This window comes from Microbacterium sp. DMC48 (genome assembly GCF_056313825.1).
On sequence record NZ_JBQUZN010000004.1, the window covers coordinates 318,586 to 334,188 of the forward strand.

The window sequence follows — 15,603 nt, forward strand, 5'->3', positions numbered from 1 at the left end:
GGCCGCCGAGCGTCCCGACTAGCCTGGAGCGATGACCACGCGCCTCGTCGCCCGTCGGCACGACTGGGTCGACCCGGCCGTCGTCTTCGAGGCGATCCTCAGCGGCGAGGAGCACGCGTTCTGGCTGGATGCCGGACCGGGCGCCACGACAGGATTCAGCTGGCTGGGAACGGGCGCTCCCGGCGTCGGTCCCCGAGATGTTGCGCTGGTGCCGGACGTGCGCCCGGCGGCGGTCGTGCCCGGTCCGTTCCAGGGCGGGTGGGTGGGGTGGTCGGGCTTCGATGACGCCGCGGCGGCTGCCGGCGCCCCCGGGCGAGCCGACCCCGCCGACGGACCACAGGAGCTGTGGCTGCGAATCGAGTGGTTCGTCGTCTTCGACCACGCCGCCCACGAGGTGTGGATCGCCGCGCCGGCCGACCGCGGCGAAGCACTCGCCTCCGCGGTGAACGGCGCCGCGACGGCCGCGCCGCGGACGGCGACGCCCCGCGGTTCCGCCGCACACCGTCCGCCGCCGGTGGCATCGGCACGCCAGACGCCCGAGGAATATCGCGCACTCATCGCCCGGTGCCGCGACGCGATCCGCGCCGGGGACGCCTACCAGCTCTGCCTGACGACGCGGTTCACGGTCGCGGCATCCGCACCGTTCGATCCCACCTCGACGTATCTGACGCTGCGGGAGGCGCTGCCCGCGCACCACGGCGGGATCATCCGCAGTGGCACGACAGCGCTGCTCAGTGCGAGCCCGGAGCGTTTTCTCGACGTCGCCGACGGCCTGGTGCGCACGCGCCCGATCAAAGGCACCCGGCCGCGCGGCCGCGACGCCGACGAGGACGCCGCGCTGCGTCGCGAGCTCGTCGACAGCGTGAAGGAACGGGCCGAGAACGTCATGATCGTCGACCTGATGCGCAACGACGTGCAGCGGGTGTGCCGGCCGGGAACGGTGCGCGCCGAACGCCTGCTCGAGGTCGAGTCCTACGCGGCCGTCCACCAGCTGGTCAGCACGGTAGCGGGCAGGCTCCGACCGGACGCCACCCTCGGGCAGCTGCTGGACGCCGCCTTTCCGGCGGGGAGCATGACCGGAGCGCCGAAGCTGTCAGCGATGACGATCCTGTCGGGGCTGGAAGGGCGAGGTCGCGGCATCTATGCCGGATGCTTCGGCTGGGTCGGCACCGACGGCCACGCGGACCTGGCGATGACGATCAGGTCCATCGTGCTTCGTCCGGACAGAGCGTACGTCGGCGCCGGCGGCGGCATCACCTGGCTCTCCGATCCCGACGAGGAGGTCGCCGAGGTGGGACTCAAAGCCCGCGGCCCCCTCGGGGCGCTGGGTGCGGATCTGCCGCCGGGATGGTAAGGCGGGTCCGCTAACCTGGAAGCACGCCTCTCGCGCGTTCCCGAGCTTTCAGATTGGTCTTCCCCTTCCCATGAGCAGCCCCACAGACATCGCCACCGCCGCCGAGAACGGACCGTACGACGTGCACGCCGTGCAGGAGAAGTGGCAGCGCATCTGGGCCGAGAAGGACCCGTTCCGTGCCGGTGGCGAGGACGACACCCGCCCGCGGAAGTACGTGCTGGCGATGTTCCCCTACCCGTCGGGCGATCTGCACATGGGTCACGCGGAGAACTACCTCTACTCCGACATCGTCGCGCGCTTCTGGCGTCACCGCGGGTACAACGTTCTCAACCCGATCGGCTGGGACAGCTTCGGCCTGCCGGCCGAGAACGCCGCGATCAAGCGCGGCGTCGAGCCGCGCGGGTGGACCTACGGCAACATCGCACAGCAGCGCTCCAGCATGCAGCAGTACGGCGTCTCGTTCGACTGGTCGCGCGTGCTGCACACCTCCGACCCCGAGTACTACCGCTGGAACCAGTGGCTCTTCCAGCGGCTGTACGAGAAGGGGCTCGCGTACCGCAAGGACGCGCTGGTCAACTGGGACCCGGTCGACCAGACCGTGCTCGCCAACGAGCAGGTGCTGCCCGACGGGACGTCGGAGCGCAGCGGCGCCGTCGTGGTCAAGAAGAAGCTCACCCAGTGGTTCTTCCGCATCACCGAGTACGCCGACCGCCTGCTCGACGACCTGAACCAGCTCGAGGGATTCTGGCCGCACAAGGTGCTGCAGATGCAGCGCAACTGGATCGGACGTTCCGTGGGCGCCGACATCGACTTCGAGATCGAGGGTCGCGCCGACAAGATCACGGTGTTCTCGACGCGCCCTGACACGCTCTACGGTGCGACGTTCATGGTCGTGGCGCCGGACTCCGACCTCGCCGCCGAGCTCGTGTCCTCGGCATCCCCGGAGGCGCGCATGCGCTTTCAGGACTACCTCGACACCGTGCAGAAGACGAGCGAGATCGACCGGCAGACCGCCGACCGCCCGAAGACCGGTGTCTTCCTCGAGCGCTACGCGATCAATCCGGTGACGGGGGAGCGGCTGCCGATCTGGGCCGCCGACTACGTCCTCGCCGGGTACGGCCACGGCGCCGTCATGGCGGTGCCCGCGCACGATCAGCGCGACCTCGACTTCGCCCGCGCGTTCGACCTGCCCATCAAGGTCGTCGTCGACACCACGGCGCCGGTCACCGGCGCGATCCCCGTCATCGAGCTGGATGCCGAGGGCGTCCCGATCGATCCGGGCGCTCCCGGCATCGACGAGATCGACCCGGCGAAGACCGGCGTCGCGCTCACGGGCGACGGCCGCATGATGAACTCGGGCCCGCTCGACGGGCTCAGCAAGCGCAACGCCATCGCCCGCGCCATCGAGCAGCTGGAGGCCGCCGGCACCGGTCGCGCCGCCAAGACCTACCGCCTGCGCGACTGGCTCATCTCGCGTCAGCGGTACTGGGGGACGCCGATCCCGATGGTGCACACCGCCGATGGGCGCATCGTGCCCGTGCCCGACGAGCAGCTGCCCGTCGAGCTGCCGGCCATGGAAGGGCTGGATCTGACGCCGAAGGGCTCGTCACCGCTGGGCGCGGCGACCGGCTGGGTCGAGACGGTCGACCCCACCACCGGGGAGCCTGCGCTTCGCGACCCCGACACGATGGACACGTTCGTCGACAGCTCGTGGTACTTCCTTCGTTTCCTGACGCCGGGCGACACGACGCAGGCGTTCTCGTCGAAGGATGCCGACCGGTGGGGCCCGGTCGACTTCTACATCGGCGGCGTCGAGCATGCGATCCTGCACCTGCTGTACGCGCGCTTCATCACGAAGGCGCTGTTCGATATGGGCCTCGTCGAGTTCACCGAGCCGTTCTCGAACCTCATCAATCAGGGCATGGTCATCCTCGACGGCGCCAAGATGAGCAAGAGCAAGGGCAACCTCGTGCTCTTCCAGGACGAGCTGAACGCCCACGGTGCCGATGCGTTGCGGGTCGCGCTCGCTTTCGCCGGGCCGGTGGAGGACGACAAGGACTGGAGCGATGTCTCCACCACGGGCGCCGCGAAGTTCCTGGCGCGCGCCTGGCGCATCGCACACGAGGTCACCAGCGCGCCGGATGTCGTGTGGGCGGAGGGGGACCAGGCCCTTCGCCGTGTCACCCATCGCCTCTGGGCCGACGCCCCGGCGCTGATCGAGCAGACCAAGTTCAACGTGGTCGTCGCCCGCCTGATGGAGCTCGTCAACGCCACCCGCAAGACCATCGACGGTCCCGCCGGCGCGGGCGACCCCGCCGTCCGCGAAGCCGCTGAGGCGATCGCGATGATCCTCGACCTGTTCGCCCCGCACACCGCCGAGGAGATGTGGGAGCAGCTCGGTCACGAGCCGTTCGTCGGCCTTGCGACGTGGCGGCAGGCCGACCCGACCCTGCTGGTCGAGGAGTCGGTCACCGCGGTCGTGCAGATCGACGGCAAGGTGCGCGGCACCCTGACCGTGCCCGCGCGCATCTCGGCCGACGAACTCGAGGCGCTGGCGCGCGCCGACGAGAAGGTCGTGCGCTCGCTCGCCGGTCGCGAAATCGCCCGCGTCGTCGTGCGCGCCCCCAAGGTGGTCAGCTTCACGACCGCGTAGTCTCCTCCCCACGGCGGGGATCCGCTCCGCTCGTCCACGGATACCGAGCGCGCACTGACCTCGGTGGCACGCCGATGGCACGGTGTGGAGGTGAGTTCGCCCGACATCGACCACGCGCCGCGCACCGCCGCGGACGCGCGTCGCACGCGGCGTCGGCGCGTCGGGGTCGGTGCGTCCGTCGTGCTGGTGCTCGTCGCCGCGGCGATCGCGGTGGCCGTCGGAGTTGTGCGGTCGGTGACGACCGCCGACGGCGGCGTCCCGCTGGCACCGGTGGAGATCTCGGCCGCGGCGCTCTACGTTCATGTGTCGGGCGCGGTGGGACGCCCCGGGCTCTACCGCCTCGACGGCGGGGCGCGCGTCGTCGACGCGGTTGCCGCCGCCGGGGGCTTCACGGAGGCCGCCGACCGCACCGTGCTCAACCTCGCGCGACCGCTCGTCGACGGCGAACAGGTGCACGTGCCGGAGGCGGGGGAGGCGTCGACGCCCGGTGCGCCCGTCAGCGCTGACGGACGCGTCAACCTCAACACCGCCGATGTCGCAGCCCTCGACACGCTTCCCCGCGTCGGGCCCGCGATCGCCGAGCGCATCATCGCGTGGCGCGAGGAGAACGGGCGGTTCACGAGCGTCGACGACCTTCTGTCGGTTCCCGGCATCGGTGAAAAGATGCTCGCCGGCCTCCGTGACCTGGTGACGGTGTGAGCGGCGCCGCACCGGCGACACCGCGCGCGAAGGGAGCCCGCCGGGGCGGGCGATCCGCGCGACGACGGGATGCGCGCCTCGTGCCCGTCGCCGCCGGAGCGTGGTTGACGGCAGGCGTCGTCACCGGTGCGCCGGATGCCGCGGCATCCGCGGCCGTCCTGCTCTGGGCGATCGCTTTCGTCGTCCTCGTCGCGCTCGTGCGCCCTCGGCGCTGGGGTGGGTCCGGCGTGGGACGCGTCGCGCATGTGCTCGCCCACGCCGCCATCGTCGTGGGTGTCGCGGCGGGGGTCGCCTCGCATGTCGCCGCCGCGCTTCCCGCTCGCGCCGCGGTTGCGGCGGCCGAGGTTTCCGGCGGCCGCTCGCTGACGGTCGACGTCGTCGCCGTCGGGAAGATCGAACGCGGTGCTGCCGGCTGGCGATTCGATGCCGTACTGGGGCGGCTCGCGTACGGGGACACCGCGATCACGACGCCGGTGCCGGTGCTCGTGCGCACCGGCGATGTTCCACCGGGACTCGATCTCGGCGCTCGCGTAACGGTGACGGGTACGGCGTGGACCCCGGAGCCGGGCGAACGGGCCGTCCTCGTCATCGACGCATCCACGACACCGACCCTGACCTCCACGCCCACCGGCGTGCTCGCGCTGGCATCGCTGCTCCGCCACGGGCTCATCGCCGTCACAGCGGGGCTGCCCGAGCCCGGTGGCGGTCTGATCGCCGGCCTTGCGGTCGGCGACACCTCCCAGGTCTCTGACGGGCTGGATGCCGCGATGAAGTCATCGTCGCTGTCGCACCTCACCGCCGTGAGCGGGGCGAACTGCGCCCTTGTCGTCGGCATCGCCTTCGCTGTGGCGGCCGTGTGCAGAGCGGGGAGAGCCGTGCGCGTCGCCGCCGGGCTCGGAGCTCTCGTCGCGTTCGTGATCCTCGTCTCACCCGAGCCGAGCGTCGTCCGCGCGGCGACGATGGCCGCGATCGCCATGCTGGGCCTGCTGCTCGGCCGTATCGGGGCCGGGCTGTCGCTGCTGACGGCCTCCGTCGTGCTCCTGCTCCTTCTCGACCCGTGGCTGTCGCGCTCGATCGGGTTCGCTCTCTCCGTGGCCGCCACCGCCGCTCTTCTCGTGCTCGCCGGACCCCTCGCGGACGGCCTGTCGCGCTGGATGCCACGGCCCCTTGCCTTGGCCGTATCCGTGCCGCTGGCCGCACAGCTCGCCTGCGGCCCGATCATCGCGCTGATCTCGCCGCAGGTCTCGGTCGTCGGCGTCGCCGCCAACATGCTGGCTGCGCCGGCCGCGCCCGTCGGCACGGTGCTGGGGCTCATCGCCTGTCTGTGCGCCGGCATCCCGCTGCTGGGAACCGGGGTGGCGGCGCTCGCCTGGGTGCCCGCGGCGTGGATCGCGGCGACCGCGACGACCCTCAGCGCCCTCCCGGGCAGCGCGATCTGGTGGCCCGACGGTGTCGGCGGGTTCGCCGCACTGGGTCTGATCAGCGTGGCGGTGGTCATCCTGCTCGTGCGCTCACCGCGACCGGCACGGGTCGCTGCCAGTGCCGTGATCGCCGTCACGATCGTCATCGCCGCCGGCGCCGTCCCCGCCGCGCAGATCGGACTTCGTGCCCGCCTGCCCGAGGCCTGGGCGATCGCCGTGTGCGACGTCGGCCAGGGCGATGCGATCGCGATCCGCGCCGCCGGTCACATCGCCCTCGTGGACACCGGCCCCGATCCGCGGGCGCTCACGGCATGTTTGGAGACGCTCGGCGTGGAACGGGTGGATCTTCTCGTCCTCACTCACTTCGATCACGATCACGACGGAGGAACGAGCGCAGTCGCGGGGAGGGTCGACACCGTTCTGCACGGGCCGACAGCAGCACCCGACGACGAGCGCACCCTGACCCGATTGCGCGACGCGGGAGCGCGCCTCGTGCGTGCCGATGCGGGGATGACCGGCACGCTGGGAGACGCTCGCTGGCGCGTGCTGTGGCCGCAGCCGCGCACCGAAGCGGGAAACGACGGCAGCGTCGTGCTCGACATCGCCGGCCCGAGTGTGCCCCCCATGCTGATGCTCGGTGACCTGTCGGCCGAGGGCCAGCGACGCCTGATGGCGACGGCATCCCTGCGCCCCACCTACGCCGTCGTGAAGGTCTCGCACCACGGCAGCGCCGACCAGGAGCCCCGACTGTATCGGCGCGTGCGTGCGACGGTGGCGCTGATCTCTGTGGGAGCGAACACGTACGGGCATCCACGCAGCGAGACGCTTGCGATGCTCGCATCCGTCGGGGCACGGCTGGCCCGCACAGATCTCGAAGGGCTGATCATGCTGTGGACCGAGGCCTCGACCGTGCGGCTGTGGCACGAGAGGGAGCCTCCCTGAGCCCCGCGGGCGGCATCGGTGTCGCACGCCGTCGGTAGGCTGGTGCTCATGCCGTCCGCGCCCCGCCGTCCCCCCTCGCGTGGGGGTGCGCGCGCCGCGTCGGCGATCCCGCAGATCTCCTGGCGGTCGCCGCAGCCCGCTCCCGTCGTTCTCGTGTCGGGACCGGAGGACGTCTGCGCAGAGCGCGCGACCGCCGGCATCCGCGAGTTCCTGCGCGCGGAGGACGCGAGCTTGGAGGTCTCCGACCTGCGGGCCGATGACTACGCCTCGGGAAGCCTTCTGACGCTCACGTCTCCGTCACTGTTCGGCGAGCCGAGGCTCGTGCGCGTCGGAGGCGTGGAGAAGTGCTCCGACGCCTTCCTGACGGAGGCCCTCGCCTACATCGAGGCTCCGCAGGACGGCGCCACCGTCGTTCTCCGCCACACGGGTTCGAGCGTGCGCGGCAAGAAGCTGCTCGACGCCATCCGCTCCGGCATCGGAGGCGGCATCGAGATCGCCTGCCCAGCGGTCAAGCGCGATTCCGACCGCTTCGACTTTGCGGCCGGCGAGTTCCAGGCCGCGCGCAAGAAGATCGCTCCGGTCGCCCTCCGTGCCCTCGTCGGCGCCTTCTCGGACGACCTCACCGAACTCGCGGCGGCCTGCCAGCAGCTCATCTCCGATGTGCCGGGCGACATCACCGAGCAGGTCGTCGAGCGGTACTACGGCGGCCGTGTGGAGACCTCGGCCTTCACCGTCGCCGATACCGCCATCGCCGGCCGCTACGGCGACGCCCTCGTCGCCCTTCGCCATGCCCTGGCCAGCGGAGCGGATCCCGTGCCGCTGGTCGCGGCGATCGCCTCGAAGCTGCGCACGATGGCCCGCGTCGCCGGCATCCGCGAGTCGTCCGCGTCGCTCGCGGCTCGACTCGGCATGAAGGACTGGCAGGTCGACCGCGCCCGGCGTGACCTGACCGGGTGGAACGAGGCCAGCCTCGGCCTGGCGATCCAGGCGGCGGCGCGAGCGGATGCCGAGGTCAAGGGCGCCTCGCGCGATCCCGTGTTCGCCGTGGAGCGACTCATCACGATCATCGCCACCCGGGCTCCCTACGGCGCCTGAGGCCGCACCGACGACGAAGGCCCGCCGCCGCAGATGCGGGGACGGGCCTTCGTCGATGTGGATGCGGCTCAGAGAGCGGCGACCTGCTTCGCGATCGACGACTTGCGGTTCGCGGCCTGGTTCTCGTGGATGACGCCCTTGCTCACGGCCTTGTCGAGCTTCTTGGACGCCTTCGCGAGCGCCTTCTCCGCGGCAGCCTTGTCACCGGCGGCGATGGCCTCGCGGGTGCGACGCACCTCGGTCTTCAGCTCGCTCTTGACGGCCTTGTTGCGCTCGCGCGCCTTCTCGTTGGTCTTGTTGCGCTTGATCTGCGACTTGATGTTCGCCACGTTCGACGGCTCTTTCGTTCGGTTTTCGATGGATGTGCCGGGGTAGCGGTAGAGGGACGCCTCCGGCGGCGTGCGGGGTGGGACCCACACGCAAGCCAATCACCGAGTCTATCAGGTCACCGCGCGCCGCCCCCGCAATGCGCCCGTTGCCGCACGGCATGCGGCATGATCGGATCGATCGGGCTCCGTTCCCGCTCGCCCCGTCCCCTCGACGACGCGCACCGACGAAGGAGTCGCCGTGACCGCAGCAACCCCGGGCCCGCACACCTCGGCGACGACGAGGCGCGCCGGGGCCGCATGGTTCACGTTCTTCACGCTCGCGTGGCTGGCGATCTGGACGGCCCAGCTGACGCCGCTGCAGCTGCTCATCCCCCTGCAGCTGAACACCCCCGGCGACGCGGACCGATGGATCTCGGGCGTCGTGTCGTCGGGACTGGTGCTGGCCGCGGGCGGCCTGGCGGGTGTCATCGCCGGCCCGCTCGCCGGCGGCATGAGCGATCGCACCCGCGGCGCCTTCGGCAGGCGTCGCCCGTGGGCACTCGGGGGAGTGCTGCTGGGTTCCGGTTCGCTTCTGGCCCTCGCCTTCGCCACGGATGCGTGGGGTGTGGCCGTCTCGTGGATCGGTGTGTCCGTCGGCGTCGCCGTGGCCTCCGCCGCCTTCACGGCGATGATCGCCGACCAGCTCACCGACCAGCGCGGTACCGCCTCCGCCGCGATCTCGTCGTCGCAGGCCCTCGGCATCGTCGTGGGCGTCGGGGTGATCGTCCTTCTCGGTCTCGGGGTGATCGCGGGCTACCTCGTGCTCGGCAGCATTCTGCTGGTCGCCGGTGGCCTCGGCGCGCTGATGCTGCCCGACCCGCCCGCACCGGCGGCCTCCGACACCGCGCGCACGCGTCTGAGCGCCGCGGAGCGTTTCGCCGTCTTCAGGGACAGAGATTTCGCCTGGATGCTGTGGGGGCGGCTCGTGGTCAACATCGGCAACGCGCTCGGCACGGGGCTTCTGTTGTTCTTCCTTCTCTACGGACTGCACCGCGATCCGACGGGCGCCCAGGACGAACTGCTCCTGCTCATCGTCGTCTACACCGTCTTCGTCGTCGTGGCATCCATCGTGGCGGGGGCGGTCTCGGATCGCACCGGACGCCGACGCGGCCTGACGGCCGCCGCTGCGCTCGTGCAGGGCGGTGCCGCCGTGTTGCTGGCGGAGTTCCCCTCGTTCGAGCTCGCCCTGGTCGCGGCCGCACTGCTGGGCGTCGGGTACGGCGCATACATGGCCGTCGGACTCGCGCTCGGCACCGACCTCCTGCCGTTTCCGGAGGACAGCGCTCGCGACTTGGGCTTCGTCACCGTCGCGGCGAGCCTGGGGCAGTTGCTCGGGCCGCTGGTCGGCGCCGGACTGGTCGCCGCCGTCGGGGGATTCTGGCTGCTGTTCCTGGGCAGCGCCGTGCTGTCGGTGGTCGGCGGACTCATGACCCTGATGGTGCGGGCGGAGCCGCGGCATCCATCGTCGCCAGCGCCACGTCGATCACGGCGTTGAAGACTCGTGGGCGCATCGCGGTGACCAGGTGCGAGGTCCGTGGCACCACGATGAGCTCCGCGCCCGGGACGCGAGACGTGAACAGCCGCTCGTTGATGCGCAATTGGTCGAACTGCCCGTTCACGAACCATGTCGGTATCCGGATGCGACCGAGTGCGCCGAGCAGATCGAGCACCGACAGACTGCGCAGCGCCGTGTCCTGCGCGTCATACGCGTAGCCACCGGCGCCGAAGTCGGCGCGCGTCTCGGCGGGCAGTGTGCGATCGAGCACCCACTCCGCGATCGGGGCACCACGACCGGGAAGCCGATCGAACCCGCGGGCGAGCGAGCGGTAGGTCTGCAGCGCCACGCCGCGCGGGATGGCGGTGCAGGATGCCGCGATGAAGGCGTCGACCGGCGGGCGGTCCGCACCGCCGACGTACTCGATGGACACGAGACCACCCATCGAATGGCCGACGAGCAGCACGCGACCTCGTTCAGCGGCGTCGCGCACGGCTCGGTCGATCGTCCCGAATGCGCCCTCGAGCGTGAACTGCTCGGCCATCCGCGCACCGTGGCCAGGGAGGTCGAGCGCGACCGCGTCGATACCGCGGCGCTGCAGATGTTCGACCTGGGCACGCCACATCGTCGCCGAGGTACGGATGCCGTGCACCATCACCACCGTCGTCGCCACACCCGCCAGCTTACGGAGCGACGGCACCGCCGGGGCCGAGCACGGCGCAGGCCCCGGACACCCGCCGAAGCGGGGCCGGGGCCTGTGGGGGAGCGGACTGCCGAGGCAGCCGCCCGCTGCGTCAGCCGATGGTCACACGGCGGCGGCGCGTCATCGCCAGCAGAAGCCCGGCGACAAGCAGGAGCGCGCCCCCGAAGGCGAGCCCCCACGGAAGCTCCGCACCGGTGGTGGCCAGTGTGCCCTCACCGATGACCTGCAACGGCAGGTTCAGGACCACCCGGCCGTCGGCACCCAACACGATGAGGTGGTGGGTTCCGAGCGGCAGCGACTGCGGAACGTTCACCGTGAAGGTGACGCGACCGTTCGCATCGGCGGCGGGGATGCCCGTGATCACGATCGGGTCGCTGTTCAGCGTGGCCACGACCTGCTCGAAGGCGCCGAGGCCGGTCAGGGTCACGGTGAACGAAGACCCGCGCTCGATCCGCCCGTCCGCAGACAGGCCCGTGCTCGACGCACCCACCGTCACCCCGCCGGTTGCCGGCAGCGTGCTCGTCGGAGAGGGCGACGGCGCGCCGGTCGGCGACGCGCTCGGCGTTGCCGTCGGAGTCGCGGTCGGAGTCGGCGACGGGGTGGTGTCGCTGACCAGGACGGCGCGCCCCACCGACGACGGGGCGATCGGCTTGATCGCCTTCGCGTACGCAAGGGTTGCGTCGAGGTCGACCTGACCGGTGTCGGTGCGGTTCGTCCCCTGGGCGAACGGCGTGAAGCCGTCTCCGCCGTTGGCGAGGAACGAGTTCGTCACCACCGTGAACGTGTCGGCGTCGGTGATCTTCTTTCCGTCCAGCGACATCGACACGATGTGTCCCGACCGCGAGGCCGTCTGACCGGCGGGCGGGGCATCCTCGGTGTACTCGTAGGTGAACCCCTTCGAGACACCCAGGTGCAGCTTGGGACGGTCGCCCGTCGCCTGCCACTGGCGCGTCAGGATGTCCTTCAGCTGGGCACCCGTGAGCGTCACCGTGACGAGCGTGTTGGCGAAGGGCTGCACGTCGGCGAGCTGCTTGTAGGTGACGGTGCCGTCACCCGTGTATCGCAGGTCGGCGCGCAAACCGCCCGGGTTCATCAGCGCGATCTGCGCCTTCGTGCCCGCGTAGGCCGGGTTGGTGCTGGTGGCCCAGAAATAGATGTCGGCGACGGTGTTGCCCATGGTCGACTCGACTCCACGGTCCGACCCGCTCGTGCCGCCACGCAGGATGTTGGCCGTGATGGCACCGACCGGCTGGGCGCCGATCGTGTTCGCCTGGGCCGTGAAGCCGGCGACCATCGAGGCGACCGACGCGTCGGCCGGGTAGGCCTTCGCGAGCGTCTGCGTGGATCCGGTCGCCGACACCAGCTCGTGAGCGTCGGTGTCGTACGTCAGCGAGAGCTGGCCGAGCGCCTTGCCGTACTCGGACGCCTGGATGACGGGACGCAGCTTCCCACTGGAGCCCACCTGCATGTTGCACGCGTAGGTCTGGTGGGTGTGGGCCGACACGATGGCGTCGATGTGGGCCGACGCTCCGCGGATGAGGGTGCCGAAGTCCGACGGGTCGGTGGCGACCGCATCGCACTGGTTCGACACCGACGACCCGGAGTGCGTGAGCAGCACGGTCACATCGGCGAGGTCGCCTGCGGCGATCTTGTCGGCGACGCGGTTGGCCGCTTCGAGCTGGTCGCCGAAGTCGATGTCCTTGATGCCCTGCGGATCGACCATGCGTGCCGTGTCGGTGGTGACGGTGCCGATGAAGGCGACGCGCACGCCGTCGAGTGTCTTCACGGTGTACTCCGGCAGCGCCGGCGTCTTCGTGCCCTTCTGGTAGACGTTGGCACCGAGCGCGTAGGGCGAGCCCGCCGCGATCTGCTCCGGTGTCGCCTTCGACGGGTCGGTGTTGCCACCGAAGCGCGGAAGCACCCGGTTCTTCAGGTCGGCGAAACCACGGTCGAACTCGTGGTTGCCCACCGCCGACACCTCCAGGCCGGATGCCTTCAGGGCATCGATGGTCGGGGTGTCCTGTTGGATGAGCGACGTGAACGTCGAGGCCCCGATGTTGTCGCCGGCCGAGACCAGGAGCGTGTTCGGGTTCTGCGCCTTCTTGGCCGCGACGGCGCCGGCGAGGACGGCAGCGCCCGCCTCACCCTGCGATCCGGCCTCGATGCGACCGTGGAAGTCGTTGATCGTCAGGATGTCGATCGTCGTCGGTGCGCTCTTACGGGTCGACAGACCGACTTTCAGCGGATCGTGGTCGCTCGAGCGGTACGGGCCGTCCTGCCAGAACAGCGTGCCGTGGTTGTTGTAGCGGCTGTACTCCAGCGCCACCGACTCCCCGGAGTTGATGTTCCAGACGTCGCCGCCCGTGACGCGCTTCCAGGCCGCGGCGTTCAGCAGCACGTGGTCGAGCGAGCCGGAGAGGCCGTCGAACGAGTACGTGGAACGCCCCACCTTCAGCGCCGACTCGGCATCCGTGTAACCCGCGTCGTAGAGGACCTTCAGCGGGTCCTCCTGGGTGTAGGAGTTGAAGTCGCCGACGAGCACCGCCGCTTCTCCGTTCGCGGTGAGGGAAGAGACCCAGTCGCGCAACGCGCTCGCCTGCGCGACCCGGGCCGGGTTCCACGCCCCCTGTCCGTCCTTCTGGTCGGCCTGCGCGCCGCTGGCGCCGCTGGAACCCTTGGACTTGAAGTGGTTCACGACGAAGAGGAACGGCTCGCCGCCACCGGCGGGCGCGAACTTCTGCGCGATCGGCTCGCGCGCGTTGTCGAAGGCCTGTCCGGATCCCGACTGCGTCCCGAGCGCCAGAGCCTCACCGACGGGTGCGACGCGGGCGGGCTGGTAGATGATCGCGTTGCGGATGACGTCCTGCTCGGATGCATCGGGCAGCTGCGCGGATGCCGGGACGTACGCCCACTTCTCACTTCCGGCAGCGGCGTTCAGCGCCGCGACCAGGGTCGCGACAGCCTTGTCGGGCGTCGACGGCGTCGACTTCGCCGAGTTCTCGATCTCCATGAGCCCGACCACCGAGGCGTCCAGTGTGTTGATCGCCGAGACGATCTTCGACTGCTGACGCGCGAGGTCTGCGGCACCCCAGGCTCCGCGGAGGTCGCAGCCTCCCCGGACGTTCGTGCCGACGCCGGCACGGTCGGTGTACGGCTGGCAGGCCGCGTCGGACGAGCCGAGCGTCGTGAAGTAGTTCAGCACGTTGAACGAGCCCACGCTCAGGTCGCCGCCGACGGGGGCAGGAGCTGCGGTACGCGGGTTGGTGAAGCTCGCCTGACCCTGCGTCTTGCCGTCGCCGGCGAGGAAGGTCACCGGGTTCAGCTTCCACGCGTTGTTGCGGTAGTCCAGCACGAACGAGCCGCTCAGGGACGCGGTGGCGCCCACGACGACCGGCTTGTCGAGCGAAACGTACGCCGGCGTCAGGTCTCCGTTCAGGAGCGCACCGGTGCCGTTGTTGGCGCGCGCGGCATAGTCGAGCGAACCGCCGTCGTCGAGGACGACGCCGCGGGCTAGGTTGTCCGCCGCGGCCGCGGCGGCCTCGGCGCTGCCGGGGCGGGCGACGTCCGTCGGCTGACGGAGCACGCCGCTGCCGGCGGCGAGACCCACTTCGCCATAGCGGTTGGTGTTGTTGGTGTTGGTCACCGTGAAGGTGCCGGTGACGCTCACGAGCATCGACTCGAGGCTCTCGCGCTGGGCGATCGAGGCCGGCCACGTCGTGAGCACGACGGGCTTCGGGGCCGCAGCCGCGTCGATCTTGCGAGCCGCGCCCGTGTCGACCGCGAGCTGGGTGAGGCCGTTGAACTCGGACGCCTTGCCGGTGACGCGGACAGTGTCTCCGAGCGCGACCTCGTTGGCGACGGCCGGGGTCTTCGCGTAGACGAAGATGGCGTCGGATGCCGTGTGGGCGCTCAGATCGATCGCGCCGCCGGTCCCGGGCGTCTGGATGACGTAGCCGTTGTAGCCGCCGGTCGCATACTGAGCGGTGACGACGCCTTCGGTCGTGACGGTCTGGCCGTTCAGCGGGGTGCTGTCGCCGGAGCCTTGGATCGCCGCGATCGGTGTGATCGTCTCGGTCCCGGGGGTTCCCGTCGAGGTCGGCTGCGGCGTCGGGGTGGACGTCGTCGTGGGCTCGGGAGAGGGAGACGCGGTGCCGGTCGGCGCGGGCGTCGGCTCCGTGCCCGCACCGGAGTTCTGCGGAGTGGGGGCGCCCACGGCGAAGTCCGCGCTGTTGACGGCGGTGTTGGTGTGCGACGCGTCGCGCGAGATGCTCGTCGGGTTCTCGGTACCGGGTGCGGGCGAGCCGGCCGCGGGGGTCGCGGACGAACCCCAGGCCACGTAGTCGACGACGTCGGCGTCGCTCGGTCCGGTCACGATGGTCTCATTCGAGACGAGGGCCACCTTGCCGGTCGTCCCGCTCAGCGCGAGCGAGCCGACGGCATCCGGTGTCGGAAGGGGCGTCGTCCCGCCTTGCCCCTTCGCCTCCTGGACGAGGAAGGTGTGTCCGGCGGCGATGGTGCCGCTGAGGGGCTGCGCCGAGAACTTCTTGTCGCCGCCTGCTGCGGCGTACTGCAGCGTCCAGCCGTCGAGGCTGACCGGCGCCGACGAGACGTTCACGAGCTCGACGAAGTCGTGGGTGTAGGTGGCGCCGGAGTTGCCGCCCCCGCCGTACACCTCGTTGATCAGCACGGCGGCGTTCGGCGAGACGGCCGCCTGAGCCGGAATGGTCGCGAATCCCGCGCCGCTGAGGGCGAGGGCTCCGGCGGTGATGGCGGCGACGATCGCGCGCCTGTTCCGCCTCTCGGCGGTGGGACGCGTGGCGTCCCGTGTCGGATCTGACACGTGTTCTCCCTGGTTTCGCATGCAACAGCGGAC

The 15,603-nt window shown here is 70.8% G+C and carries 9 protein-coding genes and 1 pseudogene; 7 read left to right on the forward strand and 3 right to left on the reverse strand.

Going from position 1 to position 15,603, the window contains the following annotated elements; genetic code table 11:
* Positions 1 to 31: 31 nt before the first annotated feature.
* The 6 genes and pseudogenes from ACT53O_RS06815 (at position 32) to holA (ending at position 8,164) form a co-directional block, all read left to right on the forward strand.
* The gene (locus ACT53O_RS06815) at positions 32 to 1,354 is read left to right on the forward strand and encodes an anthranilate synthase component I family protein (RefSeq protein ID WP_476151632.1); all 1,323 of its coding nucleotides are present in this window, start codon (positions 32 to 34) and stop codon (positions 1,352 to 1,354) included.
* Positions 1,355 to 1,424: 70 nt separating this feature from the next.
* Complete coding sequence (leuS, locus tag ACT53O_RS06820; RefSeq protein ID WP_135949774.1) at positions 1,425 to 4,007, forward strand: leucine--tRNA ligase; 2,583 nt, start codon at positions 1,425 to 1,427, stop codon at positions 4,005 to 4,007.
* A gap of 84 nt (positions 4,008 to 4,091) precedes the next feature.
* Entirely contained in the window at positions 4,092 to 4,706 is a 615-nt protein-coding gene (locus ACT53O_RS06825; protein WP_476151966.1) for a ComEA family DNA-binding protein, read from the forward strand.
* Positions 4,707 to 5,338: 632 nt separating this feature from the next.
* A pseudogene (locus ACT53O_RS06830) lies at positions 5,339 to 6,202 on the forward strand (ComEC/Rec2 family competence protein); the annotation flags it as partial.
* 141 nt (positions 6,203 to 6,343) lie between these two features.
* The gene (locus tag ACT53O_RS06835) at positions 6,344 to 7,069 is read left to right on the forward strand and encodes a ComEC/Rec2 family competence protein (RefSeq protein ID WP_476151968.1); all 726 of its coding nucleotides are present in this window, start codon (positions 6,344 to 6,346) and stop codon (positions 7,067 to 7,069) included.
* A 48-nt stretch (positions 7,070 to 7,117) separates the two neighbouring features.
* Entirely contained in the window at positions 7,118 to 8,164 is a 1,047-nt protein-coding gene (gene holA, locus ACT53O_RS06840; RefSeq protein WP_036315495.1) for a DNA polymerase III subunit delta, read from the forward strand.
* A gap of 68 nt (positions 8,165 to 8,232) precedes the next feature.
* Here holA and rpsT read toward each other — a convergent pair whose 3' ends face one another.
* Positions 8,233 to 8,493 carry a 30S ribosomal protein S20 gene (gene rpsT, locus ACT53O_RS06845; protein WP_036285140.1) on the reverse strand — a complete coding sequence of 87 codons (261 nt, stop codon included), beginning with the start codon at positions 8,491 to 8,493 and terminating at the stop codon, positions 8,233 to 8,235.
* Positions 8,494 to 8,731: 238 nt separating this feature from the next.
* On the opposite strand from rpsT, the gene ACT53O_RS06850 reads away from it, so the two are divergent.
* The gene (locus tag ACT53O_RS06850; RefSeq protein ID WP_476151633.1) at positions 8,732 to 10,027 is read left to right on the forward strand and encodes an MFS transporter; all 1,296 of its coding nucleotides are present in this window, start codon (positions 8,732 to 8,734) and stop codon (positions 10,025 to 10,027) included.
* Here ACT53O_RS06850 and ACT53O_RS06855 read toward each other — a convergent pair.
* A complete protein-coding gene (locus ACT53O_RS06855) occupies positions 9,957 to 10,700 on the reverse strand; it encodes an alpha/beta fold hydrolase (protein WP_112931463.1) in 744 nt (247 codons plus the stop codon). The genes ACT53O_RS06850 and ACT53O_RS06855 overlap by 71 nt on opposite strands.
* 121 nt (positions 10,701 to 10,821) lie before the next feature.
* Positions 10,822 to 15,570 carry an ExeM/NucH family extracellular endonuclease gene (locus ACT53O_RS06860; protein WP_476151634.1) on the reverse strand — a complete coding sequence of 1,583 codons (4,749 nt, stop codon included), beginning with the start codon at positions 15,568 to 15,570 and terminating at the stop codon, positions 10,822 to 10,824.
* Positions 15,571 to 15,603: the final 33 nt, after the last annotated feature.

What these genes read in the sequence shown, in the direction of transcription:
- leuS (WP_135949774.1), top strand. Translation starts at nt 1,425, where the DNA reads ATGAGCAGCCCCACAGACATCGCCACCGCCGCCGAGAACGGACCGTAC.
- holA (WP_036315495.1), top strand. Translation starts at nt 7,118, where the DNA reads ATGCCGTCCGCGCCCCGCCGTCCCCCCTCGCGTGGGGGTGCGCGCGCC.
- ACT53O_RS06815 (WP_476151632.1), top strand. Translation starts at nt 32, where the DNA reads ATGACCACGCGCCTCGTCGCCCGTCGGCACGACTGGGTCGACCCGGCC.